Here is a 25095-nt window from a genome sequence, read left to right as displayed (position 1 = left end):
ACCTTCCCTCAGATGAAGCAGGACTGCATTCGAGGGCAGTTTATCCATCTGCCCAAGGTTGGGCCGGTCAAGCTGGTCCAACACCGCCCTTTGCCCGACGGTTTTACAAAGTAGCCAACCAGCGCAAAGATTTTCACTACAAGATGGCAAAGAAGTTGTTAAGTAAGGGGAAGCACATTGCTCATGAGGCGCTTACTATTAGGGGTCTGGCTAGAAGCAGACTAGCCAAATCTGTTGATGATGCCGGGTGGGGTGAGTTCCTGCAAATTTTGGCAGCCAAGGCTGAAAGAGCTGGGCTGTTGACGATTGCAGGGGATCCCCGCGGCAGCAGTCAAGGGTGCTCGGGGTGTGGTCGAGATGTGCCCAAAAAGCTGCATGAGCGGTGGCACGATTGTCCGCACTGTGGGTTGAGGATTGGCAGGGATCACAGCTCGGCGAGGGTCATCAAATCTAGAGCGGTGGGGCGTCCCGTTCTTCAAGCTCAGGAAATGTCCTGCTATTGGGCAGGAGTCACTGGGAAGCCCGCACTCTATGCGTCAGCATGAGTGCGGGAGTACGTCACGAAGCCAGAAAATTGACCAGCTTTTGCAGGCGATCCCAGGCAGCGCCGCTGGCAAGGATCTCCCGCGCTTGGGCAATTCCGGATCCCCAATCGGGAACGGCTCCGGCCACCTGCAGGGCCAAAGCGGCATTGAGGGCCACCACATCCCGCTGGGCAGGCGCTCCGGATCCTTGGAGAACTTGGGCGAGGATGGCGGCATTTTCCGCCAAGTTCCCCCCCTGGAGGGCCTGGACAGGTGCGGGCGTAAGATCGTAATCTCGCGGGTTCAAAACTTCTGTTCGTACCAGCCCACCGGAAAGGATGCCCAGATCGGTGGGCTGATCCAACCCGGCCTCGTCCAGACCTTCGCGGCTGTGCAACACCACGGCCCTTTCCCGCCCCAACAGACGCAAGGCCTCGGCCATCACCGGCACCAGCTCCGGGGCATAAACCCCGATCACCTGGCGGTTGGGATAGAGGGGATTGACCAGGGGCCCCAAGAGATTAAAGACAGTGCGAACTTTAAGGGCGCGGCGGTAGGGGATCACCGCCCGCATGGCCGGGTGCCAGTGGGGGGCAAAGAGAAAGGTGATGCCCACTTCCGCCACCGCCGCCCGCACTTGCTCTGGCTCAGCGCTCAGGTTCACCCCCAACGCCTCCAGCACGTCCGCCGAGCCAACCTTGCCAGAAGCAGAGCGGTTGCCGTGCTTCACGACTGGGATCCCGGCAGCGCTGACCACGAAGGCCACAGCAGTGGAAATGTTAAACGTGCCGGCCCCATCTCCCCCGGTGCCGCAAGTATCCACCAACAGGGGCAGATCCAGGGGGGATCCCAGGGAAGCTCGCTGCAGCACCCGCGCCATGCCGGCCAGTTCACTGGCGCTGACCCCCTTGGCTTGCAGGGCCGCCAAAATCGCTCCCGACACCACATCCGGCACTTGGTTGTGCAGCCAGCCGTTCATCAACTGTTCGGCTTGGGCTTCGCTCAGAGATTGCCGCTCCAGCAACTGTCCCAAAAGCTGGGGCCAAAGGTCAGCCGTTTCCGTCATGGGGCGGGATCCGGGTTTTCAGCAAGCCCTCATCCTAGCATAGGTCTGCGGGGGCTCTTTCGGCCAAAGCGGCTAGAGATCGCGCAGCCAAGGGTCCGAGACAGGGGCAGCCGCCGCCAGATCCCTTCGCTCCCCGTGGGATCCAACAAACGCCAGGCCAGCAACCCTGCTGCCGAGAAGAAAGCCAAAGCCAGCAGCAGCGCCAGGGAGTTTTGCACGCTTTTCCAGGCGAATCCAACCTGAGATCTCCGTTGAACAGGTCGGGAGCCCTTTTGAGCGGGGGAGGGTGGTTTTGCAGAAGTTGGGGAGGGGGGCAACGGAGCAGCGGGAATGGGAGGCCCTGGCAGCCGCTTCCAAGCCATAGCCACAGCCTGGGGGCGCTGGCGCATCCACCGGTTGAGCTCGGCCAGAGAGATGGCACAGAGGTTGGCAAGGCCCAGCCCCTGCACTCGCTCGACCAAGGGTCGGTCGTTGCTCACCACCACCACCAGGGATCCCGGCTGCTGTTGGGCCAGGGCATAGGCACACTCGGCAATGGCCTGCTCTAGGCGGACTCGCAGCGACTGCTCGCCGGCGTTGACTTCACCCACCAGGGCGCGGGCTTCTGAGACGGCAAATCCCAAACGGGGCCAGTGGCGCAAGAAGGCGCGCGCTGTCGATTCTTCTTGGGGGTCGATGGCCTGTCGGGTTAGGCGTTCTAGCTCCGCCATCACCGCCTGGGGCAGCACACACACCCCAAAACGGGCCCATTCCTGCCACAGAGCCGGGCGACCGGCCAGGATCGCAGAGCTGTCGAAAACGAGCAACGGCGAGATTTCGGCCATAGGGGGCGCCAGCGGCGGGCTCACCCTCAATTGTGCAGCTTCTCCGAGAACTTGGGGAGGCGGGATCCCTCGGCCAAACAGAGGCGGATGGCCAGCGGGTAGAGGCGGTGTTCCTGGGCCTGGATGCGCCGGTAAAGGGATTCCACCGTATCTTCCGGCAAAACCGGTACGGCTGCTTGCGCCACAATGGGGCCGCTATCCATTTCCAACGTGACCCGGTGGACGGTGCAGCCGGTGATTTTCACGCCGTACTCCAGCGCCTGCTCCACCGCCCGCAGGCCCTTGAAGCTGGGCAAGAGGCTGGGGTGGAGGTTTAAAACCCGCTCCGGATAGGCAGACAGCAACACTTGGGTCACCAAACGCATCCAGCCGGCCATGATCACCCACTCCACCTGATACTCCTGGAGCACTTGCAAGATGGCCGCGTCCAGCGCCTCCCGGCTGGCATAGTGCCGATGGTTGAGCAGAATACAAGGGATCCCTCTTCGCCGCGCCCGCTGCCGCACGTAGGCGTCTGGATTGTTGGTGATCACGACGGCAATTTGCGCCCGTAGCTCGCCAGCATCGATGGCTTGGGCGATGGCCTCGAAGTTGCTGCCGTTGCCGGAAGCCAAGATGCCCAGGATCCCCGGCTGGGGAGGAGCCGGGATCTCGCCGGGGTCTGGCCAGAGGAGGTTAGGCAAGTCCATACGAAAAACTCGAGGGAGAGTCCGCAGCCCCGCTATTTTAGACCCAGCCGGATTTGGCTGCGACCTGCTCTTGTCGGAGAGAGAGTCCAAAAACTAGGCTGCCACTGATGCTATCCAGCCTGTCCAGCACCGCTCAAACCCTGGGCAAGGAGCTGAAAGCGCTGAACTGAATTGTGCAAAAGCACGAGGTGCTGATCGCAGAAACTGATGCTGGCTCCCCGAGGAGCTCTGGCTCGCTTTGACAGGCGCAGCGGTGCTATCGAGCTCCGCCCGGCTTAGCTGCAGGAGGAAACGGGAGAGATACGCCAAGAAATGCTGCGGATGTGGCAAGGGATCTGCAATTGGTGGCGGGATTTTCTGGAGTTTCTGCAAAGATAGGCCAAGCCAATTCCAGGAACTGGGCCTGGATCTTTCGCGGGCTGGTCTAAATTGGGAAAGCATTGACCTTGGTGTGAGAGCATGGCTCCCTTGAGAAAGCGACAGCGGCGATTTTGGCTTTTTGGCCTGATCGTCCTTCTGGTCGGATTGATGGGATCCCTGACGCAAGCGCAGCAAAGCCTCACCCAGGCCCAGTTGGAGCAGGCCCAATACGTGCGCAGTTGCGGCACTTGCCATGTGGCGCTGCCCGCTCAGGTGTTGCCCACCGAAACCTGGCGACGGCTGCTACAGGATCCCAACCACTACGGCCAGCAGATCCAGCCCCTGACCGGCGTGGCTTTACAACTGGCTTGGGGCTATTTGCGGCCTAATTCCCGTCCCCTGCGCCAAGGGGAACCGGTGCCCTATCGCCTGGCCGAGTCTCGCTACTTCCGCGCTTTGCACCCGCAAGTAGACTTTCCCAACCCAGTGCGGGTGAGCGGCTGTGTGGATTGTCACCCCAAGGTCGATGCGGGAGACTTTGCCAGCCTCTCGCCGGAATGGCAATCTTGAGAGGCGCAGAGACAGCATGCAGGTAGATATAGGCGCTATTCTGACCGGATATGCCCAGGGCTACTTCCTCATGGCGGACGAAGAAACCGGATCCCTGGCCTGGTATGGCACCGAGCAGCACGCGCTGATCCCTTTGGACGAGCGGTTTCACTGTCCCCGTTCGCTGCGGCCTTTGGTGCGCGGCAGTTGCTTTCAGGTGCGGATCAACGGCGCTTTTGAGCAAGTGGTGGAGGGCTGTGCCGCTCGCCCCCAAACTTGGATTAGCTCGGAATTAAAGCAGATCTACCTTGCCCTGCACCAAGCGGGGTTTGCCCACAGCTTTGAAACCTGGCAGGGAGACACCCTAGCAGGCGGGATCCTGGGCATTGCTTTGGGGGCGGCCTTTATCGGCGAATCGATGTTTTACCGCATTCCCAACGCTTCGAAGGTGGCGCTGGTCAAGCTGGTGGAACACCTGCGGGAGCGGGGCTTTCGCCTTTTTGACGCCCAGTTGATGAACCCGCACCTGGCTCGCTTTGGGGCTTTTCTCATGGACGGACGGGATTACCAGGAGCTGTTGCAGCAGTGCCTGCGGATCCCTTGCCGGTTTGACTGAGCCAGCGCCCTGGGGGGCAGGGGGTATTTATCAAGAGGGGTGGATTGGGCTAGGTTAAAGGTAGTGTTCAGCTTTTGTTCCGGCCATCCCGATGTCGCAGCCCTCTCCTGTCAGCTCCACCCCTGTTGAGAAGGGATCCTCGCCTCAGGTGAGCTATACCCGCCTGGCCATGCGCAACATGGTGCGTAAAGGCAAAACCTCCCTCCTGCACTTCACTCTGACAACAGCGGGGTTGCTGGCAGTGTTGGTAGGGCTGGCGTATCTGTTTCACTGAGTTTCACTGCCTTTGATGTTCCCTCCTAAACTTTTCCCAAAGTTAAGTGTTAGGAAGGTAAAGGACGGGCAGCGAGGGAGCCGGGTTTCGTTGGCGGCAACCTCTGCTGCTGCAGACCTCATCTTTGGCCCTTGGGACTTTTGCCTATGCAAACTTCGCTAGATCGCACCTCCACCCGTTCTGGCATTCGCCTGCTGTTGTTTGCTCAGGGTCGAGCCAATATCGAGGAACTGGCGGAGCAATTGCGTCGGCACATCCAGGGGCTGCCGGGCCAGCATCCTGCCCATCTGAAGGTGGTACCGCTGGAGGAGCACCCCTACCTAGCAGAGCACTACAAGTTGGTGGTGACGCCAGCCTTGGTGAAAGCAGAACCCCTGCCGGCTCAGGTCTTGGCGGGCGAAGATCTGGCGACGCAGTTGGAAGTGTGGTGGCCCCGCTGGCAGGGTCAGGCGGCTTTGGTTTCCTACCAGGAAGAGGCGGGTCAAGATCCTGCTCCTCCCCCGACCACCGAGGCGTTGTTGCAAATGTCGGAAGAGGTGTTTTCGCTGCGCCAGGAGCGCGCCCAACTGCGGGAGCAGTTGGACTTCAAAGACCGCGTTCTGGCCATGCTGGTGCACGATTTGCGCAGCCCCCTGACGGCTACAGCCCTGGCGGTCGAAACCCTACAGCAAGGGCGAGAAGGATCCCTGGACAAGGCGGTGGAGCGGCAGTTGTTCGAGCATGCCCGCCAGCAATTGCGCAAGATGGACAGCATGATCACCGATATTCTCGAGTCGGCCCGTGGCAGTGCCTCGGAGCTGCGGATTCGAGCCGTGGAAACTCAGTTGGCCAGCCTATGCCAGCCAGTGATCGAGGAGCTACTGCCTCGCATCCAAGCCAAGCAATTGCAGTTTCAAGCCGATATTCCGGTGGATCTGCCCACAGTTCACGTGGATCCCGACAAGATCCGCCAGGTTATTTTCAACCTGTTGGACAATGCCATCAAGTACACTCCCGCCGGGGGATCCATCCGCCTCAACATCCTCCACCGCACCAGCCAAAAGGTACAGGTGACCGTCAGCGACACCGGCCCTGGGATCCCGGAAGCCGAGCAAGAGAACATCTTCTCCGATGCGGTGCGCCTATCCCGCGACCAACAGCAGGAAGGCTATGGCATTGGCCTTTCCCTTTGCCGTCGCATCGTGCGCGCCCACTATGGCCAGATTTGGGTGGAATCGATCCTGGGCAAGGGCAGCAGTTTTCATTTCACCTTGCCGGTGTATCGACTCTGCGGTCGCTAGCCAAGCTTTGGCCCTCGCTTTTCCCTGTTTCTCCCGAGAGCATGATCGGCCAGAACCAGTGGGGGCGCATCAGGATCACGGTGTCGATGACGTGAATGATGCCGTTGTCCGCCTCGATATCCGCCTGGATAACGGTGGCATTGTTCACCTCAAACACGTCCCCCTCGATAAACAAATCGATGGGGGATCCCTCTACCGAGCCTACACGTTGGTACTTGGCCAAATCCGCCTTTTTCAGGCGACCGGGCACCACGTGGTAACACAAAATGCGAGTCAATTGGGGGATGTTTTGCACTAGGGTGGTGATGGTGCCGGGGGGCAACTTGGCAAAAGCCGCATCGGTGGGCGCAAAAACAGTGAAAGGGCCAGGGCCTTTCAAAGTATCCACCAAGTTTGCCGCCTTCACGGCTGTAACCAAGGTGGAAAAACCCTCAGCAGAAACTGCAATATCGACAATATCAGGCATGGCCAAGATCCTTGTTTTGCTGAAGTGGGAATAAAGGTCTGGACGGCAGGTTCAGAAGAGCAGTTGGGTCCAAGCAGGATCGGGAAAAGGGAAAGCCAAAACCGACCACCTGAAATCGGCGTAATTGTCCTCAACTAGCGGTAGTTTTGATCCTGAATATAGGAGAGGCGGGCTGCCTCGCGGATGCCGTATTCCGGTCGGGTGAAGCGATTGAGCTGTCCCTCAAAATAACGGCGGTTCATCATCAAATGCCGCGGGTTGGGATCGTCCAGAGGATACAAGAAAGCGGCTCTCCCCGCCTGGATCACGGCTGAAGTAACGTTGTACATGGAGCGCTGGAAGCTGATCCCAAGCTGGATCAGCATGTCGTCTTCACCACGGCAATGCTTGCGGTAATACTCCACCAAATACTGGGGCAAAAAGTGGTACATATCCTGGTGCAAAAGGGTCGGCGGGATCCCGGCACTGCCCACCGGAAACTTATCGGCGTAGAGAACCCCGTAGTGGAAATCCAATTGGTTGGTGGGAACTTCGTTGGCTTGGGCGTTGTAGGACTTGGTGCCGCGGAAGGGAGAGGTGCGATAAAACACCGCTTCCACATAGGGGAAAGCCGCCTCGTATAGCCAAGTGAATCCTTTGGATTTGGGCACAATGTCGTACCACTCTCCTCGAATGCGCACCCGGTGATAAATGGGCCGCCCGGCAACGGCGAAGATCCCGTTAACCAAAAAGTTCATCGCCTCCGGCACGCTGGTGATTTTGCCCTCGTCGTAGAGATCGCTCATCTCAAAAAAGACGGGGGCCATCACCTCCCAAAACAGGCCCAGCACCGAATACATGGTGGCCTGGCGGCAGAGTTCCAGAAACATGTCTGGAAAGAGCTTGTACAGGCCGGTCAAAAGGGGGTTGCCCTGGCAGTAGGCGCGGATGGCGCGGTCGGCATTTTGCTTGTATTCTTCCGAATCCATATAGGGATCCAGCAGGCCTCCCATATCCCGGTGCCAGAGCATGGCCCGCATACATTCTTCGGCAAATTCCATGTTGATGCGGTCATGCCAAAGGTGATGCAAAATCCGCGGCAGCTTGCGCTTGAGCTCCCCTTTTTCCATGAACTCCAGCAGTTCCGGGTGGGCCGTAGCGGGGCCGCGCCAAATGCGCAAATCGGCATTATCCCCCGCGTAGTGGTTGGCCAGCTTCAAATATTCTTCGGGAATGATGAACTTAAAAAAGGGCAAGGGATCCACAAACACCTGCTCGGCAATGTAGAGCAGATCGCGCCAGTAAAAGTCCATCGGCACCGCATAGGCTTTGTAGAGGCCGATAATTTGCATCAGGTTTTCCGGCGTATCCGGCAGCATCGATCCCCCTGCCTCGAGGCGATGCACCACCTCGGCAAAGGGATGGGTGGAAGGGGGGAGCTTGGGCGTAACCAGGGTCGTCGTCATGGAAAAAGTCTCCAACTCTTCACTGCCTTCGGCTAGGGGAGAAAGTCATGAGCTTGCGTTGTCCATCAGGGATCCCTGCAGCAAACTGGAGGGAGAAGAATGTTCGGCTTCCGCGATGACAAGCGTCTGGGCTTGAGCCACCTGGGTGGATAGAGTAAAGGCCAAGGTTTGGGGCCATTTCACCAGGTTCATGGGCTGGATCCCAAACCAGACGATCAAGGCAGTTAAAAGAAAGCCCGGGATCCGCTCCCAACCTTGCACCCGGGGGTAGTAGGCGGTGCGGTTGTCCAATTTGCCGAAGCAGGTGCGGTTGAGCAAAATCACAAAATACACCGCCGTCAAGCCGGTGCCGCAGATGCTGAGCAACGTGGGCAACGGAAAATCTTGGTAGCTGCCCTGGAAGATCAAAAACTCGGCCACAAAGCCCACCAAGCCCGGGATCCCGGCGCTGGCCATGCCGCCCAAGATCAACAGGGCGCTCACGGTGGGCAGGCCGCGCAGAGGATTGAGCAGGCCGTTGAGCACGTTCAGATCCCGCGTTCCCACCTTGCGCTCCACCAGGCCCACCAGATCAAACAGCAGCGCCAGAATCAGGCCGTGGGAGACCATCTGCACCATCGCCCCCGTCAGGCTAATCGGCGTGGCCGCCGCCATACCCAGCAGGATGTAGCCCATATGGCCGATGGAGCTGTAGGCCACCATGCGCTTGATGTCTTTTTGGGCGATGGCCGCCAAAGCCCCCGACAGCACAGCAATAGCCCCCCACCAGGCCAGCAGCCCACTCAGATCGGCCCAAGCCTGGGGAAACAACTGCAGCCCAAAGCGAAACAGACCATAGGTGCCCAACTTGGAGAGCACCCCTCCCAGCAGCACCGCCACCGGCGGGGAAGACTCGCCGTAGGCGTCGGGCAGCCAGGTGTGGAAGGGCACCAGCGGCATCTTGATGCCAAAGGCCACAATCAAAGCCAACAGGGCCAGGGTTTGGGCAGCGGGGCCCAGGGAGCTGATGCGAATCTCGGCCAGCTCAAAAGTATGGGGATCCCCCAGCCAGTAGACGGCCAGAAACGCCCCCAACAGGAAGACGGCGGAAACAGCGGTGTAGATCAAAAACTTGATGGCGGCATAATCCCGCTTGGGGCTGCCCCAGATGGAAATGAGCAAGTAGATCGGGATCAGCACCAGCTCGTAAAAGAGGAAAAACAACAGCAGGTTCTGGGCGGCAAAAGCCCCGTTGACCGACCCACTCATCAGCAGAATGCAGCCGTAAAAGAGATTGGGCCGCTTGGTCTCCGGCTCAGCCGTCAAAATGGCGATGAGAGTGAGCAGCCCGTTCAGGGCCACCATCAACAAAGCCAGCCCGTCCAAGCCCAGGGAGTAGCTCAGCCCGATTTGCGGGATCCAATCCCACCGCTGCTCCCACTGAAAGCCGGTCGCCTGCACGTCGAAGCGGGTAAACAGAAATAGCGAGATGGCCAACGGGATCCCGGCCAAGACCACCGCCAGCTTGCGCCCTCCCAAGCCCAGGAACAGCAGCAGGGATCCCAAAATCGGCAACACAATCAAGGCACTCAGCATGGTCTTTTCCCTCTTTCTTAAGGACTCCGTCCCCCTCTGCCTAGAGAATTAGCCAGCCCAGCAGGGCCACCCCCACCACAATCGTCAGCACATAGGCCTGCAACTGGCCGGAGGTGGTGTATTTCAAAACCTGACCTCCTGCCAGCACAACTAAGCTGGTCAAATTCACCACGCCGTCCACCACGTAGCGGTCAAAGAGGGCCGTAACCTCAGAAATGATGCGCACCACAAACACCACGCTGGCGCGGTAGAGCGTGGGGGTGTAGAAGTCGTTGGCCAGCAGATCCTGCCAGTCGGCCAAGAAAGCCCAGTCCACTGGCCGCCGCCCCCGCGGCAGGTACAGCCAGGCTCCCAACGCGATGCCCGCCAAGCTGGATCCGGCCATCACCGCAATCGGGATCCCCTGCAGAGCCGGCAAGAGATCCAAGGCCGCCAGAATCATCGGCACATGCAGCGTCACCCCCATCATGGCCGTGCTGGGCAACATCATCGGCCAGTGCACCTCTGGGGAGCGCTCGCTCATCTGCTGCGGCTTGCCTCCCCAAACCAGGCCGAATACCCGCGTCAGCCCCAGCGCCGTTACCGCGTTGGTGACCAGCACCACTGCCGCCCACAGCCCCTGCCCCGATTGCGCCAACTGCTGCCACAGATCCGTCAGCACCCAGAAGGAGCCGAAAGGCGGCAGGGCCACCATGCCGGCCATCCCCGTCAAAAAGCACAGGCCGGAAATGGGCCGCCGCGACCACAAGCCCCCCAGATAGCGCAGATCCTGGGTAATGCTGTTCCAGATCACCATGCCCAGCGCCATCACCAGCAAGGCCATCGCCGGCGCATAGGTGAGCAGCAGTTGGTAGGCCTGTTGCGTGTGTCCTGTGCCCACCGCTACAAAGATCAAGCCCATGTAGGCGCTCACCAGGTAGGACAAGGCCCGCTTGGCATCAATTTGGGCCAGGGCCACCAGGGATCCCCCCACTGCCGTCAGCCCCCCGATCACCAGCATCAGCCGCAACACCGTCGGGGAAAGCTCATAGAGCGGCTGCAGCCGAATCAACACCCAAGCTCCTGTGCCCACCACCACCGCATTGCGCAAGATCGTAGAGGGGATCGGCCCTTCCATCGCCTCATCCAGCCACAGATGCAGAGGGAACTGGGCACACTTGCCCACAGGGCCGGCCAGCAACCCCAGCCCCACCAAGGCGATCAAGTTCGGATCCACAGAGATAGCTCCTGCCTGCACCGACTTTGCCCAAGCCGTCAAGTCCTCAAACTCCCAGGATCCCGTCAAAGGATAGATGGCGATGACCCCCATCAAGAGCAACAGGTCGCCGATGCGCTTGGTTAGAAAAGCATCCCGGGCCCCAGTTACCACCAGCGATTGGTTAAACCAAAAGCCCACCAACAGGTAGGTGCCCAGAGTCAAAATCTCCAGGATGACGTAGCTGAAAAACAAAGAGTCGCACAGAGCCAGAGCGCACATCCCCCCCTCAAACAGGCCCAGCAGCGAGAAGAACCGCGCCCAGCCCCAGTCCATTTCCATGTAGCCAAAGCCGTAGATCTGGGCCGCCAGGTTTAGCCCCGTCACCACGGCGCAGGCCCCCAGCGTTAGCGATGAAACCTGCAGCGGCAGCTCCAACACCAGATCCCCTACCTGCAGCCAGGGCAGCCGAATCACCTGCGCCGGCTGATCCCAAATCGCCACCAGCGCCCCCACACTGTGCAAGAACGCCACCAAGGTCAGCAGCGCATTTAGATAGCCCGCCGGTCGGGGGCCGGTGCGCCGGGTGATCCCAGGGGACCAAATCAACGCCCCCAGCCACGCCACTAGCGCATAGAGGGGAATTAACCACGCGGTTCTGACCAGCCCGTCCAAACTCATAATCCTCCTTACGGCCAGGAATCCCGCCTGACCCCATCGCCTACTGAGATCCTGTAAAAAATCTTAAGAGGCATCCTAGTGGCAAACTAGGATAGACAAAAATCAAGTTTTCCGATGAAGGCTATAGATTTCTAGCTAGGGAAGCGGAAACCTTCTCGCAGGCAACACAGACAGGCAGGAACCGTTGCCGGAGGGCTCCAGGTGGAGAGGGCCTCGGCCAAGGGACAGCTTGGCGCAAAAAGTAGAGGGATCCCCTTTTCCAGCGGGGATCCCCGTCGAGCTTTGGATGTCATCGTCGACTGTGAGCCTTGGTTCCTCAGCAGGAGGTAAGACTTGCCTTCATGGGCCTAGGTCAGCTCTCCGACTTGCTGGAAGTCTGCACGTACAAGATCACCAGGAAGATCGAGGGTACCAGAATAACCAAAATGGTGGCCAAAAGGCCCAGGTAGTTCGTCTCCATAGCTGCACACGCCGCAAACCCAACTGGCAGCTAGCATACCATTCTCAGGTACGCCTTGCCCAAAAGCGGCCAAGCCGGCTCTAGGGTTTCGTCTTCACCGCAACATCCCCCAATACCTTCGTCTGGCAGGCGAGACGATAGGTATCGGGCTTGCGCTTGAGCTTGCGGTTTTCCGCCTCGGTGCGGGGAGAGAGGTTCTCGGCTCCCTCGACGATCTCCACCACACAGGTGCCACACTGGCCGTTGCCGCCGCAGTTGAGCAGCTTGGCCATCATCTTGTAGAGGTCGATCTGGTTCTCCAGCGCCTTCAAGCGCAGGTTAGCGCCTTCCGCGACGACGATCTCTCTATTCTCGTTGACAAAGCGAATCGTTGCCATAATCTCGCCCGAAACCACGACACCTTTCAGATTGAGCCAGGAAAGCTCCAGGGTTTGCTAAGTATTGTTACACTTTAAATCATATTTTTAATCTTTGGCGAGAGATCTGGGAAGATGATGGCAGATAAGAGGGCATCCCGCCTGAAGCCGCTCAGGTCAGTTGCGTTTCGTTATACTGTTTGATGCCTGTGATGAAAATTCTGAGAGCGATGTCCTCACTGGGTGCGCTCTTGGGTTAGGTGGGTGCGGCACCCCTCGACACTGAAGAGACTGCTTAGGTAAGGATCCCAGGTGAAGATGTCGGCTTCAGTTTTTTGACTGGATATCGCGCAAGTGTTGGAGAACGTGGAGGATCGAGCTTTATGGGACTACCGTGGTACCGGGTCCACACCGTTGTATTAAATGACCCAGGTCGCCTGATCGCGGTACACCTGATGCACACTGCGCTGGTGGCAGGTTGGGCCGGATCGATGGCGCTGTATGAAACGGCTATTTTCGATCCATCGGATCCTGTCCTGAATCCGATGTGGCGTCAGGGCATGTTCGTCATGCCATTCATGGTGCGTCTGGGGGTGGTCAACTCCTGGGGCGGCTGGAATATCTACGGCGAGAGCGTGGCCAATCCCGGCTTCTGGACGTTTGAAGGGGTAGCCACTGCTCACATTGTTTTGTCTGGCTTGCTCTTTTTGGCCGCCTGCTGGCACTGGGTGTACTGGGATCTGGAGCTGTTCCGGGATCCCCGTACCGGCGAGCCGGCTTTGGACTTGCCGAAGATTTTTGGGATCCACCTGCTCTTGGCCGGGATCCTTTGTTTCGGCTTTGGGGCTTTTCACCTGACGGGGGTGTTTGGCCCAGGGATGTGGGTCAGCGACCCCTACGCGACGACAGGGCATGTGCAGCCGGTGGCGCCGGAGTGGGGGCCGGCAGGGTTTAACCCCTACAACGCTGGCGGGGTGGTGGCCCACCACATTGCCGCGGGCATCGTGGGCATCATTGCCGGCCTGTTTCACATTACAGTACGCCCACCCCAACGCCTCTACAAGGCTCTGCGCATGGGGAACATTGAGAGCGTGCTCTCCAGCTCGATTGCGGCCGTGTTTTTTGCCGGCTTTGTGGTGGCCGGGACGATGTGGTACGGCAGTGCCACCACTCCTGTGGAGCTGTTTGGCCCCACCCGCTACCAATGGGATTCCGGTTACTTCAACCAGGAAATTAACCGGCGCGTCAATGCCGCTATGGAGGCCGGGATGACCCGCAGCGAGGCCTACAATTCTCTCCCCAAGTCGCTGCTCTTCTACGATTACGTGGGTAACAGCCCGGCCAAGGGTGGTTTGTTCCGGGCTGGTCCGATGAACAAGGGAGACGGTATTGCTATCGAGTGGCTGGGCTACCCCGTCTTCCGGGACCGTGAAAGTCGGGAGCTGACGGTGCAACGCATGCCCAACTTCTTCGAGACGTTCCCCGTCATCCTGCGGGACGCCGATGGCGTGGTGCGGGCGGACATTCCCTTCCGGCGCGCCGAGTCACGCTACAGCTTTGAGCAGGTGGGCGTGACGGTGGAGTTCTACGGCGGCAAGCTGGACGGTCAGGTGTTCACTGACCCGCCAACGGTTAAAAAGTATGCCCGTATGGCTCAGTTGGGCCAGCTCTTCGAGTTCGACCGCGAAACGCCTAAGGCCGACGGCACTTTCCACACCAGCCCCCGCGGTTGGTTTACCTTCGCCCACGCGGTCTTTGCGCTGCTGTTCTTCTTCGGGCACATCTGGCACGGCGCCCGTACTCTCTTCCGGGATGTGTTCGCCGGTATTGACCCGAACATGAGCGAGGAAATGGTGGAATTCGGCGTCTTCCAGAAAGTGGGGGATCCCACCACGCGCAAGGTGCAAGAAGCGTAAGGCTTTCTCGCGGGATGACCGCCGGCACTCTGTTTCTCTGGGGAGAGGGGGTGCTGGCGGCTTTGAGCTAATCTGGAATCAAGCCCCCTTAGGATTCTGATTTGGAGGTTGGTATGGAAGCCATCACCTACACCTTTATTCTGTTTTTGACGCTGGGCCTTCTGTTTTTTGCCGTCGCCTTTCGCGAAACTCCTAGGATTCAGAAGAAGTAACCTGCGCCAGGGGCTGCTGTTGTCGGCTTGCTGAGAGTGTTGAGTGGGTTGAGGCGGCCAAAAGAGACGGCAGTTGTACCCCGTACAAGGCCGGAAAAATCCCCGGCCTTGTTTTTGTTTTGTTTTCAGAGGGCGCTCGGTTCCAGGCTGGTAGAGTATCCCCCAGGCAACCCAGCAAAGCTGTTTTCAAAACGGTAGCTGTCCTCTCCTGCTGGCAGAGGGGGTAGCTACTGGCGCTACTTTATTGAGCTTTATTGAGATTTGTTATCAGTATTTTGGAGGGGGAGCTCTTGTCCCACTGCTCGAATGGGATGGCTAGAATTGCTTCGGGATGGTTTCCAGAACTACGGGGATTGCTGCGGCTCGAGTTCGCAACCAAGTCAACTTCAGGTTAGCGATGGCAACAGTGCTGCTGGTGGAAGACGATCCAATTAACGCCCGCGTTTTCGACAAAGTGTTGCGGCGGCGAGGCGGGTTTGAGGTCTTTCACAGCCAGGATGTGGAGGAGATCCTACGGCTGGCGCAGGCGCACGAGGTGGACGTGATTTTGCTGGATGTCTCCCTTTCTCAAAGCACCTTTCGTGGCGAGGCCGTGGACGGGATCCGCATTGCCCAACTGCTGAAGGGGGATCCCAAAAGCAGCTCCATTCCCATCATTTTGGTGACGGCCCATGCCATGCGGGGCGACCGCGAGGCCTTTTTGGCTCAAAGTGGGGCCGATGGCTACATCGCCAAGCCGGTGGTGGATCACGAGGAGATGGTGAACCAGGTGCGCAGGGTGTTGGCTCAGGCCCAGCAGGGCTAACTGGACAGGCTTTGGACAATGGACTGCCAAAAGGGGATCCCATCCTGCCCCAGCAAGTCGGGATCCGCCGCCCGCTCCGGGTGAGGCATCAGGCCGAGGATGCGACCGCTAGGGTCACAAATGCCGGCGATGTTGTCCACCGAGCCATTGGGCGCGACCGGAGCATAGCGAAAGACGATCTGCCCCCTGTCCTGCAACTGCTTGAGGGTATCGGCATCGCAGACGTAGCGGCCTTCCCCATGGGCGATGGGCAGGGTCAGGGTGGCTCCGCAAGGGTAAGCGCTGGTCCAGGGCAGGTCTTGCCGCTCCACGCGGATCCCTACCCGGTCGCAGATAAAGTGCAGGTTGGCGTTGCGCACCAGCGCCCCCGGCAGCAGACCGGCTTCTGTCAAGATCTGGAAGCCGTTGCAAATGCCCAGGACATAGCCCCCCCGCGCCCCATGCTCGGCCAGGGATCCCATCACTGGCGCAAAACGGGCCAGCGCCCCAGCTCGTAGATAATCCCCGTAGCTGAAGCCCCCTGGCAGCACCACCACATCCAGCCCCGATAAATCGGTTTCCCGGTGCCAGATGAGTCGCGTCGGGCAGCCCAAGAGGCCGCGGGTTACCCAGGCCACGTCGCGGTCACAATTGGAACCGGGGAAAACGACAATGCCAAACCTTACCTTGGCCATGGGGATCCCTTGCTGTGAAAACAAAAAGGTGGTGAGGGCTAGGCGTGAGCAATCAACTCTCTACAGGATCCACTTGGATTTGATAGGTCTCGATGACCGGATTGGCCAGCAGTTGCTCGCACAGCTCGTTCACCTGCTCTCGGGCAGTTTCGGCGTCAGGGGCCTCTAGCCGCAGTTGGATGTGTTTGCCAATGCGCACTCCCTGCACCTGGGTATGCCCTAACTGATGCAAGCTAGCCTGGAGAGCAGCCCCAGCAGGATCAAGTACCGAGGGGCGCAGGTGGATCTGAATCTGGGCCTGGAACTGCATAGAATAAAGCTGGACTTCTACAAGTGTATAGCTGGATGTCGCTTGCTTGAGGTCAGCTTATGGATGCGGCGCGCGTCGTGGCCATTGCCCAGAATGTTTTCCGGGAAACGATTCGGGATCGCGTTCTCTATCTGGTGATGGTGTTTGCGGTGGCCATGTTGGGAGCCATCGTTTTGATCCCCCAGGTAGCCAACCAGGCCCACAACAAGATCATTGCCGATCTGGGTCTGGCCGCTATCCACTTCCTGGCGCTGGTGGTGGCTATTTTCGTCGGCACCGGGCTGGTGAATAAAGAGATCGAGAGGCGCACGGTCTATGTGCTGATTGCCAAGCCCATGAGCCGGGCGGAGTTTATTGTCGGCAAGCATCTGGGCCTGTCGGCTTTGCTGTCGGTGCTGCTAGCAATGATGACGGCCGTCTTTTTGCTCAGCCTGCTGTTGGTGCAGGCCCCCATTTCCCCCTGGGCCATTCTCTGGGCAGTAGTTTTCACCTTTTTGGAACTGGTGCTGATTGTGGCGGCAGCGCTGCTGTTTGGGGTTTTTACCTCTCCAATTTTGGCCACCCTCTACACCATTGCCCTGTTCATTATGGGCCACGCCAGCCGCGCCCTGCTGCAGTTAAGCAAGCTGGTGGAAGACGCAGGTTTTGGCAAGGTGTTCGAGGTCATTTACTTGGTCTTGCCGGATCTGGAGCGCTTTAATCTAAGAGATGCTGCCGTTTACGGCCAAATTCCTCCGCCCACCCAGCTCCTTGGCGACGCGCTTTACGGTCTGATCTACACCGTTTTGCTGCTCATTTTGACGGTGCTGGTGTTTGCCCGGCGTGAGTTCTAATAAGCTCTCGTGGGGCTCTAGTTGAACCTTTTTTGCTCCCTCTCTCATGCAACTTTTCCACTTCCACACCCCTGAGCAAGTCCCTCCGGCAGGGATCCCAGCCTGCGCAGTGGCCATCGACGTGCTGCGGGCCACCACCACCATCGCCGCAGCTCTGGCGGCAGGGGCAGAGGCCGTTGAGGTGTTTGCCGACTTGCAGTCCTTGCAAGCGGCCAGCCGGAGCTGGCCGGCCTCCAAACGGCTCTTGGCCGGGGAGCGAGGCGGCAAAACGGTGACGGGATTTGACCTAGGCAACTCCCCCCGCGAGTACACCCCAGAGCGCGTGCGGGACCAGCGCATCTTCATGAGTACCACCAACGGCACCCGCACCCTGCAGCGCTTAGAAAGGATCCCAGTGTTGATCACAGCAGCCCTGGTGAACTTGGGAGCAGTGGTGGAGTTTCTCAGGCAAGGAGCTTTTGCCGAGGTGTGGCTGGTGGGAGCTGGCTGGGAGGGGGCTTTTGCTTTGGAAGACACCGCCTGTGCCGGAGCCATTCTGCATCGCCTGGGCTGTTCGGAGGAGCAGTTGGGCAACGACGAGGCAGTAGCCGCCCTGGCCCTCTACCAAACTTGGCAAGACAATCTCCTGGGCCTGTTGCGGCGCTCCAGCCATGGGCAGCGGCTACTGGCCATTAGCCCTGAAAGCGACAGGGACCTGGCCTATTGTGCGGAGTTGGATCGGCTCTCAGTGGTGCCCCGGCAGATTCAGCCCGGCGTTTTGGCCCTCGCCGGCTAGCTGGACTGGGGTGTCTCGGCGGCAACAGCCAAAGCCTTCTGGTGCAGCCACTCCTGCCATTCTCCCGGGATCAACTTGCTGTGAAACGCATCTCCGGAGACAAACACCTCCTGCTGGTTTTGGGCCAAAACAAAAATGGAGCGGCGGTCGAAATGGGAGGTGAGCTTGTAGAGGGTGTAGGGGCCTTCGGAGTAGAGGGTTAAAGTTTCCTGATCCAGGCCGTGGCGGCTGCTTTGGCCGCGGGCTCGCAGGATCATGTTGATCAATTGTTCGTAGTACATACAACCCTTCCCGACGAGGTAGGGAACATCCCTGGGCACGACCTCAACAGCCAAGGCGGCTGCCGAGGCTTGGGCGGCTCGCGTGAGCCCAGTATAACTCCCGGCTCAGGCAACACTGAGCCCAACAGAGCAGGTGAGTTCAACCAAGGCAGCGGCAAATGCGATAAATAGTAAGGCAAACCGTCAGTTTTGCAATTCTGCACAGGCAGCCCCCATGGCCACTACGGCGCCTCACTCTCTTCCTCCCACCAATCCTGTCCGCGTCGCCATCGTCGGGGCCTCCGGCTATGGAGGGGTGCAGTTGGTGCGGCTGCTCAGCGAGCATCCCGGCGCGCAGATCACCTACCTGGCCGGTCAAGACAGCGCCGGCAAACGCTACGGGGATCTCTACCCTCACCTGGCCCAAGCGGTGGATTTGACCATCCAGCCGGTAGATGTGGAGGCCATTGCCGCCAGCAGCGACGTTGTCTTCCTCTCTCTGCCCAATGGCCTGGCAGCAGACTTGGCGCCGCCTTTGCTAGCCAAAGGGTGCAAAGTTCTAGATCTCTCGGCAGACTATCGCTTTCGCAACCTGGCCACCTACCAATCCTGGTATCGCTTGGGGCAGACGGATCCCAACTGGCCCAGCCCTGCCTATCGCCAGGCCAACGAGCAAGCGGTCTACGGGCTGCCAGAACTCTACCGGGAGGCCATTGCCCAAGCCCAACTGGTAGCCTGCCCCGGCTGCTACCCCACCGCCTCCCTGTTGGCGGTTGCCCCCCTGCTGCGGCAGGGGTTGGTGGAGCTGGACAGCCTTATTTTCGATGCCAAGTCCGGCGTCTCTGGCGCGGGCCGCACCCCCAAGCTGGGATCCCTATTTGCCGAGGTAGATGGCTCTCTGGGGGCCTATGGCGTGGCCCAACACCGGCACACACCCGAGATCGAGCAGGCCTGCAGTGACCTCACCCACACTCCCATCACTGTACAATTTACGCCCCACCTCGTGCCGATGGTGCGGGGTATCCACGTCACCTTGTACGCCAACCTGCGGGATCCCGGCCTTGTGGGCGAAGATCTCATCACCATTTACAACGCCTTCTATCGCCAATCCCCCTGGGTCAAGGTGCTGCCCCGCGGCGTTTACCCGCAAACCAAGTGGGTTGCCGGCACCAACACCTGCATGATTGGGGTGGAAGTGGATACCCGCACCAACCGAGTCATTGTCCTGTCGGTAATCGACAACCTCATGAAGGGACAGGCCGGGCAAGCGGTGCAATGCCTCAACCTAATGATGGGGTGGCCGGAAACCTTGGGCCTACCACAGCTCGCCTTTTACCCCTAGCTATAATGCCGGTAATGCCCCTGAGGCCAAGTTTGCCCATGCCTGAGTTCTTCTCCCCCAATCTCGATCCCAACGCTGCCCCACCTGCCGCGCCGGCGAACTCTCCACCTTCTAGGGCCGGGGATCTGAACTGGGAGGAGCTGTGGCGGCAACTGGAGGCGGGCTGGCAGGAGCTGCCCCGACGCTCCGAAGAAACAGTGCAGCAGACCCTAGCTCGTTGGCAACTGGAGTGGGGCGGCTTGTGCCGCGAGGCGCGAGATCGGCTGCAGGCAACTCTAGACAAAGCCAGAGCCACAACCTCTCCAGAGCCCCTCCGGCGAGAGCTGCAAGCGCTTTTGCCTCTGCTCAACCCCTGCCAATGGGAGGTGGTCATCGGCTCTCTGGAACGGGCCGCCGACCGAGCCTGGGTGGCCAGCCTGCTGTATCACAGCCTGCAGGAGCCACCACACCCCGAAGCAGCCACCAACGGCATCCCTGCCTGGGCGGGGGCCTTGACCTCTGAGCAGCGCTCTACCTTGGAGGCGATGAGCCTGCGGGCCTATGGCAACAGCCGCCTACCTTTGGTGATGGACAAAAGCGGCGAGATCCAAGTGGAAGCCTCAGCCGCCCTCTTGGCCGCCCTTATTGCTGTCGAGATCGGCAGCGTGGGATCCGCAGGCGCCCTCTCTTTGCTGGGCACACCGGAGCTGCGCAAGCTCTTGAATGCCGAGGGCAAGCTGCGGCGCAGCGTCTTAAAACAGGGGCGAACTGCCCTCACAGAAGAGGAATGGCAAACTCTGCGCCAGTGGCTTGATCCCAAGGGATCCCCCCCCGACTGGTACCTCTCCCTCACCCAAGTGGGGATCCAAACCACCCAAGTGGGGGACTATCTGGCGCGGCGGCTGCGGGAGTTTTTCCAGAGCGAGTGGATCAAGCTGGCGATCCCGCCCCTGTACCACTTGGTTATCGACGCCGTGCGGCTGTTGACGGGAGAAGTGTTTCTCAGCGTGGGCACAACCCTAGAATCGGCTTTGGAGTCGGCAGAGGCGGGGCGACGCCTGGAGTTGCTGCTGCAAGCTTTGCCCCAGGCCCGGCACATTCCCAGTCCCAAGCGCATCCAAGCCGCTCTTCCCGCCGTTGTGGAGGCTGCTGAGACAACCCTCAGGCCGCTCTTGGCGCGCCAGTTGATGACGGTGGCCGACATCTTCGACCCGCCCATTCGCAACGAAAGCCTCAACGAATTGGGGCGGCAACTCAACCTCTGGAATCCCTTGCAGTTTTTGCTCACCTGGGGTACGTCTGGCTGGCTGGGCGCTCTGCTAGATGAGATCAAAAAATTGCAGCAAACCTACCCGGAAATGCCCTTGTGGGAGAGCTATCGGCAAGGGGTTGAGACGGCAGTGCAAGCGCCTCGAGTGATGGATCAGGCGGAAGCCTTGCGCCTTACCGCCAAGAGCTTGGATCCCAAGATAGAACCGTCGGACGACTAACCTAGCGCAGGCGTACCCTACCCCCTCAGCCGAAGTGCCCCCATCTGCGGGCGTATTCAGCATCGCATAGGGCACAAACTTAAGGCCGAAAAGTCCCAAAAAGTTGGACTTAAAATCTCAGCTTGGTTGATATCCTAAAAGCAGACAGACATAGAAACAATACAATTGCTCTTTTGGTAGCTATAGACTTTTTTCTATCTTCTGGCGATTCTCGAGGGAGTTGCTCTCCGGTGGCAGAGTGCTTTAAGCAAAACGGCTCAACGGACTGGGGATCCCTGCCCCATGGCGGCTATCACTGGGATGGCTGTGCCGAGCCGTTTTTCGAGGGCTGGTACAGCCGGGTCACTTTACCTGGGGATCCGCCCCTCAGCTTTGCCTTCATGTACGCCATCGACCCCAGGCGGGGAGGCATGGCGCAGGTGTTGGGGCCAGACGAGGAGCTGCATTGGCGCACCTTCCCCAATCCACAGCGCTTCTGGGCCAGTTGGCGGCACCTGGCCTTGGGGCACGCTGGCGGGCCAGGCGAGAGCTGGCGAGGGCTGCAGGAGCCCCTCACCTTCTTCCAACACACCGCCAGCGGCTACCAATACACCGCCCACCTCAACCAGGGGATTTTGCCAGATCCTGTCAGAGGCGAGGCCATCCGCTGGCTCTATCGCATTCAACTCTGCTCTGCCTACGGGATCCCGCCGCGGGCCACCATGGGAGCCTGGTCTTATCTGCCCATCTTCGAGCCGGGCTGGCAGATCCTGATGAGCCACGGCCTGGCCAGCGGCTGGGTGGAGTGGCGGGGCAGGCGCTTCGAATTCGAGCAGGCCCCCGCCTACGCCGAAAAAAACTGGGGACAAAGCTTCCCTCGCCGCTGGTTTTGGATCCAGTGCAACGCCTTTCCCAACCATTCCGGCCTCAGCCTCACCTGCGCCGGAGCCGAGCGGCAGGTGCTCACCCGCCCCGAAGAAGTCGCCCTGATCAGCCTGCACGGCGGGGGATCCCAGCCTTTTTTGGAGTGGCGGCCCGGCCAAGCTCGGCTAACCTGGCAGGTGGATCCCTGGGGATCCTGGCAGGTGCGCGGCGAAGACGCCCGTTGGTGCATCCAACTGGAAGGTCACACCCAGCGGCCTGGGCAAACCGTCTTCACCCCTGGCCCGGAAGGGATGCGGCGCAACTGCCGCGACACCCTGGCCGGCCATCTGCAGGTGCGGCTGTGGCAGCGCAACGGCCAGGTCTGGACGCAGGTGCTTGCGGCCAGCAGCTCCCAAGCCGGCCTCGAGGTGGGGGGAGAAGTTCCGCGATCCTGGCCAGGGCATTGTTGAACGTTGGCGGATATCTACACCCCCGTTGGACTTCCCAAAAAACGCTCTTGTGCTAGAATACCTAAGCCACATTGATAAGCTTCCATCTCTGGATAGGAGAGACGGGTCTTCAACCGTGGCTGTTTCGCTTTTCTTGCAGGTAGATAGCTTGCGCCTGTAGCTCAGTGGACTAGAGCACGTGGCTACGGACCACGGTGTCGGGAGTTCAAATCTCTCCAGGCGCGTCACGATCCCAGATGATTTTTCGTCTGGGGTATTTACCGTCCCTTAGTTGGCCTGAATCCTGTGTTAGGATTAGGCCTATCAAGTCCGCCTTGATGCAGGCGTAGGGAGCCCGAGGATCATGTTTGAACGCTTTACGGAAAAAGCCATCAAGGTGATCATGCTGGCCCAGGAGGAGGCCAGACGGTTGGGTCACAATTTCGTTGGCACCGAGCAAATCTTGTTGGGGTTAATCGGCGAGGGCACTGGGGTCGCCGCCAAAGTTCTCAAGTCCATGGGAGTGAACTTGAAGGACGCCCGCATTGAAGTCGAGAAAATTATTGGCCGGGGATCCGGCTTTGTGGCCGTCGAGATCCCTTTCACTCCCCGCGCCAAGCGAGTGCTGGAGCTCTCCTTAGAAGAAGCTCGCCAGCTCGGCCACAACTACATCGGCACTGAGCACCTGCTCCTGGGCCTGATCCGCGAAGGGGAAGGGGTAGCTGCTCGCGTCCTGGAAAACCTGGGGGTGGATCTGTCCAAGGTGCGCACCCAGGTGATCCGCATGTTGGGCGAGACCGCCGAAGTGACGGCAGGGGGTGGGTCTTCCAGCCGCACCAAGACGCCAACCCTGGACGAATTCGGCTCCAACCTCACCCAATTGGCCCAAGAGGGCAAGCTGGATCCCGTGGTGGGTCGGACGCGGGAGATCGAGCGCGTGATCCAGATCTTGGGCCGCCGCACCAAGAACAACCCCGTTCTTATCGGCGAGCCGGGCGTGGGCAAGACCGCCATCGCCGAAGGTCTGGCCCAGCGCATCGTGCAGGGGGACGTGCCCGACATCTTGGCCGACAAGCGGGTGGTCAGCCTGGATATCGGCCTGTTGGTGGCTGGCACCAAGTACCGCGGCGAGTTTGAGGAGCGCCTCAAGAAGATCATGGATGAGATCCGCAACGCCGGCAACATCATCCTGGTCATCGACGAGGTGCACACCCTCATTGGAGCCGGGGCTGCCGAAGGGGCCATCGATGCCGCCAACATCCTCAAGCCGGCTTTGGCCCGCGGCGAGCTGCAGTGCATCGGCGCCACCACGCTGGATGAGTACCGCAAGCACATCGAGCGGGATGCCGCCCTGGAGCGTCGCTTCCAGCCCATCATGGTGGGCGAGCCGAGCGTTTCAGAGACGATCGAGATCCTGTTTGGCCTGCGGGAGCGCTACGAGCAGCACCACAAGCTGAAGATCTCCGACGCGGCCTTGGAGGCAGCGGCCAAGCTGGCCGACCAATACATCTCTGACCGCTTCCTGCCGGACAAGGCCATCGACCTCATCGACGAGGCGGCTTCGCGGGTGCGCCTGATCAACTCGCAACTGCCGCCGGCGGCGCGGGAGCTGGATCAGGAGCTGCGGCGGGTGCTTAAGGAGAAGGATGCCGCGGTGCGGGCCCAAGACTTCGACAGGGCCGGCGAGCTGCGGGATCGGGAGATGGAGATCAAGCAGCAGATCCGCGCCATTGCGGCGGCCAAAAAAGCCGAGGAAAGCAGCCGCCAAGAGATGCCAGAGGTCACCGAAGAGGACATCGCCCAAGTGGTGAGCGCCTGGACGGGCGTGCCAGTGGCCAAGCTGACCGAGAGCGAGTCGGAGAAGCTGCTGCACATGGAGGAAACCCTGCACCAGCGCATCGTCGGCCAAGATGAGGCGGTGCGGGCCATCTCGCGGGCCATTCGTCGGGCTCGCGTGGGGCTGAAAAACCCCAACCGTCCCATCGCCAGCTTCATCTTCTCCGGCCCAACAGGGGTAGGCAAAACCGAGCTGACCAAAGCCCTGGCGGCCTACTTCTTCGGCTCCGAGTCGGCTATGATCCGCCTCGACATGTCGGAGTACATGGAGCGGCACACGGTCAGCAAGCTGATCGGATCCCCGCCCGGATATGTCGGCTACAACGAGGGGGGGCAGCTTACGGAAGCGGTGCGGCGCCGTCCCTACACGGTGGTGCTCTTCGATGAGATCGAGAAGGCCCACCCGGACGTGTTCAACCTGCTGCTGCAGATCCTGGAGGACGGCCGCCTGACCGACGCCAAGGGCCGCACGGTGGACTTCAAAAACACCCTGATCGTGATGACCTCGAACATTGGCTCGAAGGTCATCGAGAAGGGTGGTGGCAGCCTCGGCTTCGAGTTCAACACCAACGACGAAGATGCGAACTACAACCGCATCCGCAACTTGGTGCACGAGGAGCTGAAGCAGTACTTCCGCCCCGAGTTCCTCAACCGGGTGGACGAGATCATCGTCTTCCGGCAACTGACCAAGGAGGAAGTGAAGCAGATCGCCGACATCCTGCTCAAGGAAGTGTTCGACCGCATGAAGGAGAAGAAGATTTACCTCACGGTCAGCGATCGCTTCAAGGATCTGCTGGTGGAGGAGGGCTACAACCCCAGCTATGGGGCACGTCCGCTGCGCCGTGCTATTCAGCGCCTGTTGGAAGACATCCTGGCAGAAGAGATCTTGACTGGCCACGTCAAAGAGGGATCAGAAGTCCTCATCGATGTGGACGAGGAGCGTAAGCCCAAGGTGCTGGTCACGGAGCCGGAGCGGGTGCTCTTGCCCCAGGGAGCGGAGTAAAGCTGCCG

At 60.0% G+C, this 25095-nt stretch carries 26 protein-coding genes and 1 tRNA gene; 15 read left to right on the top strand and 12 right to left on the bottom strand.

Features of this window, described 5'->3' with window-relative positions:
• Positions 1-143 precede the first annotated feature (143 nt).
• Positions 144-545: a transposase gene (locus SYN65AY6A5_RS08135; RefSeq protein ID WP_240530486.1), complete on the top strand. Its 402-nt coding sequence runs from the start codon at positions 144-146 to the stop codon at positions 543-545.
• 13 nt (positions 546-558) lie between these two features.
• Here the strand turns inward: SYN65AY6A5_RS08135 and trpD are convergent, their stop codons facing one another.
• The 3 genes from trpD to purN are packed head-to-tail and all read right to left on the bottom strand — an operon-like array spanning position 559 to position 3103.
• Positions 559-1590, bottom strand: a complete 1032-nt coding sequence (gene trpD / locus SYN65AY6A5_RS08130; protein WP_011429527.1) for an anthranilate phosphoribosyltransferase — start codon at positions 1588-1590, stop codon at positions 559-561.
• Positions 1591-1619: 29 nt separating this feature from the next.
• Positions 1620-2414 carry a PIN domain-containing protein gene (locus SYN65AY6A5_RS08125; protein WP_099812399.1) on the bottom strand — a complete coding sequence of 265 codons (795 nt, stop codon included), beginning with the start codon at positions 2412-2414 and terminating at the stop codon, positions 1620-1622.
• A 26-nt stretch (positions 2415-2440) separates the two neighbouring features.
• Positions 2441-3103 (bottom strand): phosphoribosylglycinamide formyltransferase, encoded by a 663-nt coding sequence (gene purN, locus SYN65AY6A5_RS08120; RefSeq protein ID WP_011429529.1) that lies wholly within the window; start codon positions 3101-3103, stop codon positions 2441-2443.
• A gap of 459 nt (positions 3104-3562) precedes the next feature.
• On the opposite strand from purN, the gene SYN65AY6A5_RS08115 reads away from it, so the two are divergent.
• The 4 genes from SYN65AY6A5_RS08115 (at position 3563) to SYN65AY6A5_RS08100 (ending at position 6182) form a co-directional block, all read left to right on the top strand.
• Entirely contained in the window at positions 3563-4033 is a 471-nt protein-coding gene (locus tag SYN65AY6A5_RS08115; RefSeq protein ID WP_011429530.1) for a hypothetical protein, read from the top strand.
• 16 nt (positions 4034-4049) lie between these two features.
• Positions 4050-4628 carry a leucyl/phenylalanyl-tRNA--protein transferase gene (gene aat / locus SYN65AY6A5_RS08110; protein ID WP_011429531.1) on the top strand — a complete coding sequence of 193 codons (579 nt, stop codon included), beginning with the start codon at positions 4050-4052 and terminating at the stop codon, positions 4626-4628.
• Between the two features lie 91 nt (positions 4629-4719).
• A complete protein-coding gene (locus SYN65AY6A5_RS08105; RefSeq protein ID WP_011429532.1) occupies positions 4720-4902 on the top strand; it encodes a DUF3285 domain-containing protein in 183 nt (60 codons plus the stop codon).
• Positions 4903-5048: 146 nt separating this feature from the next.
• Entirely contained in the window at positions 5049-6182 is a 1134-nt protein-coding gene (locus SYN65AY6A5_RS08100; protein ID WP_011429533.1) for a histidine kinase, read from the top strand.
• Here SYN65AY6A5_RS08100 and SYN65AY6A5_RS08095 read toward each other — a convergent pair.
• From SYN65AY6A5_RS08095 to SYN65AY6A5_RS08070, 6 genes are all read right to left on the bottom strand, one after another.
• On the bottom strand, positions 6148-6648 hold the full coding sequence (locus tag SYN65AY6A5_RS08095; protein ID WP_099812398.1) for a fasciclin domain-containing protein: 501 nt from the start codon (positions 6646-6648) through the stop codon (positions 6148-6150). The two genes, SYN65AY6A5_RS08100 and SYN65AY6A5_RS08095, sit on opposite strands and share 35 nt — an antisense overlap.
• A gap of 134 nt (positions 6649-6782) precedes the next feature.
• On the bottom strand, positions 6783-8093 hold the full coding sequence (locus SYN65AY6A5_RS08090) for a CO2 hydration protein (protein ID WP_099812397.1): 1311 nt from the start codon (positions 8091-8093) through the stop codon (positions 6783-6785).
• 45 nt (positions 8094-8138) lie between these two features.
• On the bottom strand, positions 8139-9668 hold the full coding sequence (locus tag SYN65AY6A5_RS08085; RefSeq protein ID WP_099812396.1) for an NADH-quinone oxidoreductase subunit M: 1530 nt from the start codon (positions 9666-9668) through the stop codon (positions 8139-8141).
• Between the two features lie 40 nt (positions 9669-9708).
• The gene (locus tag SYN65AY6A5_RS08080; RefSeq protein ID WP_099812395.1) at positions 9709-11544 is read right to left on the bottom strand and encodes an NAD(P)H-quinone oxidoreductase subunit F; all 1836 of its coding nucleotides are present in this window, start codon (positions 11542-11544) and stop codon (positions 9709-9711) included.
• A 352-nt stretch (positions 11545-11896) separates the two neighbouring features.
• Positions 11897-12004 carry a photosystem II reaction center protein PsbM gene (psbM, locus tag SYN65AY6A5_RS08075; protein ID WP_011429539.1) on the bottom strand — a complete coding sequence of 36 codons (108 nt, stop codon included), beginning with the start codon at positions 12002-12004 and terminating at the stop codon, positions 11897-11899.
• A gap of 80 nt (positions 12005-12084) precedes the next feature.
• Positions 12085-12381: a 2Fe-2S iron-sulfur cluster-binding protein gene (locus SYN65AY6A5_RS08070; RefSeq protein ID WP_011429540.1), complete on the bottom strand. Its 297-nt coding sequence runs from the start codon at positions 12379-12381 to the stop codon at positions 12085-12087.
• Between the two features lie 362 nt (positions 12382-12743).
• On the opposite strand from SYN65AY6A5_RS08070, the gene psbB reads away from it, so the two are divergent.
• From psbB to SYN65AY6A5_RS08055, 3 genes are all read left to right on the top strand, one after another.
• On the top strand, positions 12744-14276 hold the full coding sequence (gene psbB / locus SYN65AY6A5_RS08065) for a photosystem II chlorophyll-binding protein CP47 (RefSeq protein ID WP_011429541.1): 1533 nt from the start codon (positions 12744-12746) through the stop codon (positions 14274-14276).
• A 113-nt stretch (positions 14277-14389) separates the two neighbouring features.
• On the top strand, positions 14390-14488 hold the full coding sequence (locus tag SYN65AY6A5_RS08060; protein WP_011429542.1) for a photosystem II reaction center protein T: 99 nt from the start codon (positions 14390-14392) through the stop codon (positions 14486-14488).
• 397 nt (positions 14489-14885) lie between these two features.
• Complete coding sequence (locus SYN65AY6A5_RS08055; RefSeq protein WP_099812393.1) at positions 14886-15293, top strand: response regulator; 408 nt, start codon at positions 14886-14888, stop codon at positions 15291-15293.
• On the opposite strand, the gene purQ is transcribed toward SYN65AY6A5_RS08055, so the two are convergent.
• Positions 15290-15967: a phosphoribosylformylglycinamidine synthase subunit PurQ gene (gene purQ / locus SYN65AY6A5_RS08050; protein WP_099884213.1), complete on the bottom strand. Its 678-nt coding sequence runs from the start codon at positions 15965-15967 to the stop codon at positions 15290-15292. The two genes, SYN65AY6A5_RS08055 and purQ, sit on opposite strands and share 4 nt — an antisense overlap.
• Positions 15968-16019: 52 nt before the next feature.
• Positions 16020-16277: a phosphoribosylformylglycinamidine synthase subunit PurS gene (purS, locus tag SYN65AY6A5_RS08045; protein ID WP_099812391.1), complete on the bottom strand. Its 258-nt coding sequence runs from the start codon at positions 16275-16277 to the stop codon at positions 16020-16022.
• 59 nt (positions 16278-16336) lie between these two features.
• On the opposite strand from purS, the gene SYN65AY6A5_RS08040 reads away from it, so the two are divergent.
• Both SYN65AY6A5_RS08040 and SYN65AY6A5_RS08035 read left to right on the top strand, forming a co-directional pair.
• A complete protein-coding gene (locus tag SYN65AY6A5_RS08040) occupies positions 16337-17110 on the top strand; it encodes an ABC transporter permease (protein ID WP_099812390.1) in 774 nt (257 codons plus the stop codon).
• Positions 17111-17156: 46 nt separating this feature from the next.
• The gene (locus SYN65AY6A5_RS08035) at positions 17157-17885 is read left to right on the top strand and encodes a 2-phosphosulfolactate phosphatase family protein (RefSeq protein WP_099812389.1); all 729 of its coding nucleotides are present in this window, start codon (positions 17157-17159) and stop codon (positions 17883-17885) included.
• Here SYN65AY6A5_RS08035 and SYN65AY6A5_RS08030 read toward each other — a convergent pair.
• Positions 17882-18166: a hypothetical protein gene (locus SYN65AY6A5_RS08030; RefSeq protein WP_099812388.1), complete on the bottom strand. Its 285-nt coding sequence runs from the start codon at positions 18164-18166 to the stop codon at positions 17882-17884. The genes SYN65AY6A5_RS08035 and SYN65AY6A5_RS08030 overlap by 4 nt on opposite strands.
• A gap of 214 nt (positions 18167-18380) precedes the next feature.
• Between SYN65AY6A5_RS08030 and argC the strand changes: the two genes are divergently transcribed.
• The 5 genes from argC to SYN65AY6A5_RS08005 all read left to right on the top strand — a co-directional run bounded on the left by argC (position 18381) and on the right by SYN65AY6A5_RS08005 (position 25087).
• Positions 18381-19487: an N-acetyl-gamma-glutamyl-phosphate reductase gene (gene argC, locus SYN65AY6A5_RS08025; protein ID WP_099884210.1), complete on the top strand. Its 1107-nt coding sequence runs from the start codon at positions 18381-18383 to the stop codon at positions 19485-19487.
• Positions 19488-19525: 38 nt separating this feature from the next.
• Complete coding sequence (locus SYN65AY6A5_RS08020; protein ID WP_240531013.1) at positions 19526-20956, top strand: hypothetical protein; 1431 nt, start codon at positions 19526-19528, stop codon at positions 20954-20956.
• 230 nt (positions 20957-21186) lie between these two features.
• Complete coding sequence (locus SYN65AY6A5_RS08015) at positions 21187-22269, top strand: tocopherol cyclase family protein (protein WP_099812385.1); 1083 nt, start codon at positions 21187-21189, stop codon at positions 22267-22269.
• 150 nt (positions 22270-22419) lie between these two features.
• Positions 22420-22493, top strand: a tRNA-Arg gene (locus SYN65AY6A5_RS08010).
• 119 nt (positions 22494-22612) lie between these two features.
• The gene (locus SYN65AY6A5_RS08005; RefSeq protein ID WP_099812384.1) at positions 22613-25087 is read left to right on the top strand and encodes an ATP-dependent Clp protease ATP-binding subunit; all 2475 of its coding nucleotides are present in this window, start codon (positions 22613-22615) and stop codon (positions 25085-25087) included.
• The last annotated feature ends 8 nt before the right edge of the window (positions 25088-25095 follow it).

The organism is Synechococcus sp. 65AY6A5, assembly GCF_002760415.1.
GTDB lineage: Bacteria > Cyanobacteriota > Cyanobacteriia > Thermostichales > Thermostichaceae > Thermostichus.
Note: the sequence above shows the minus strand (reverse complement) of the source record. Positions and strands in the feature narration are given on the sequence as shown.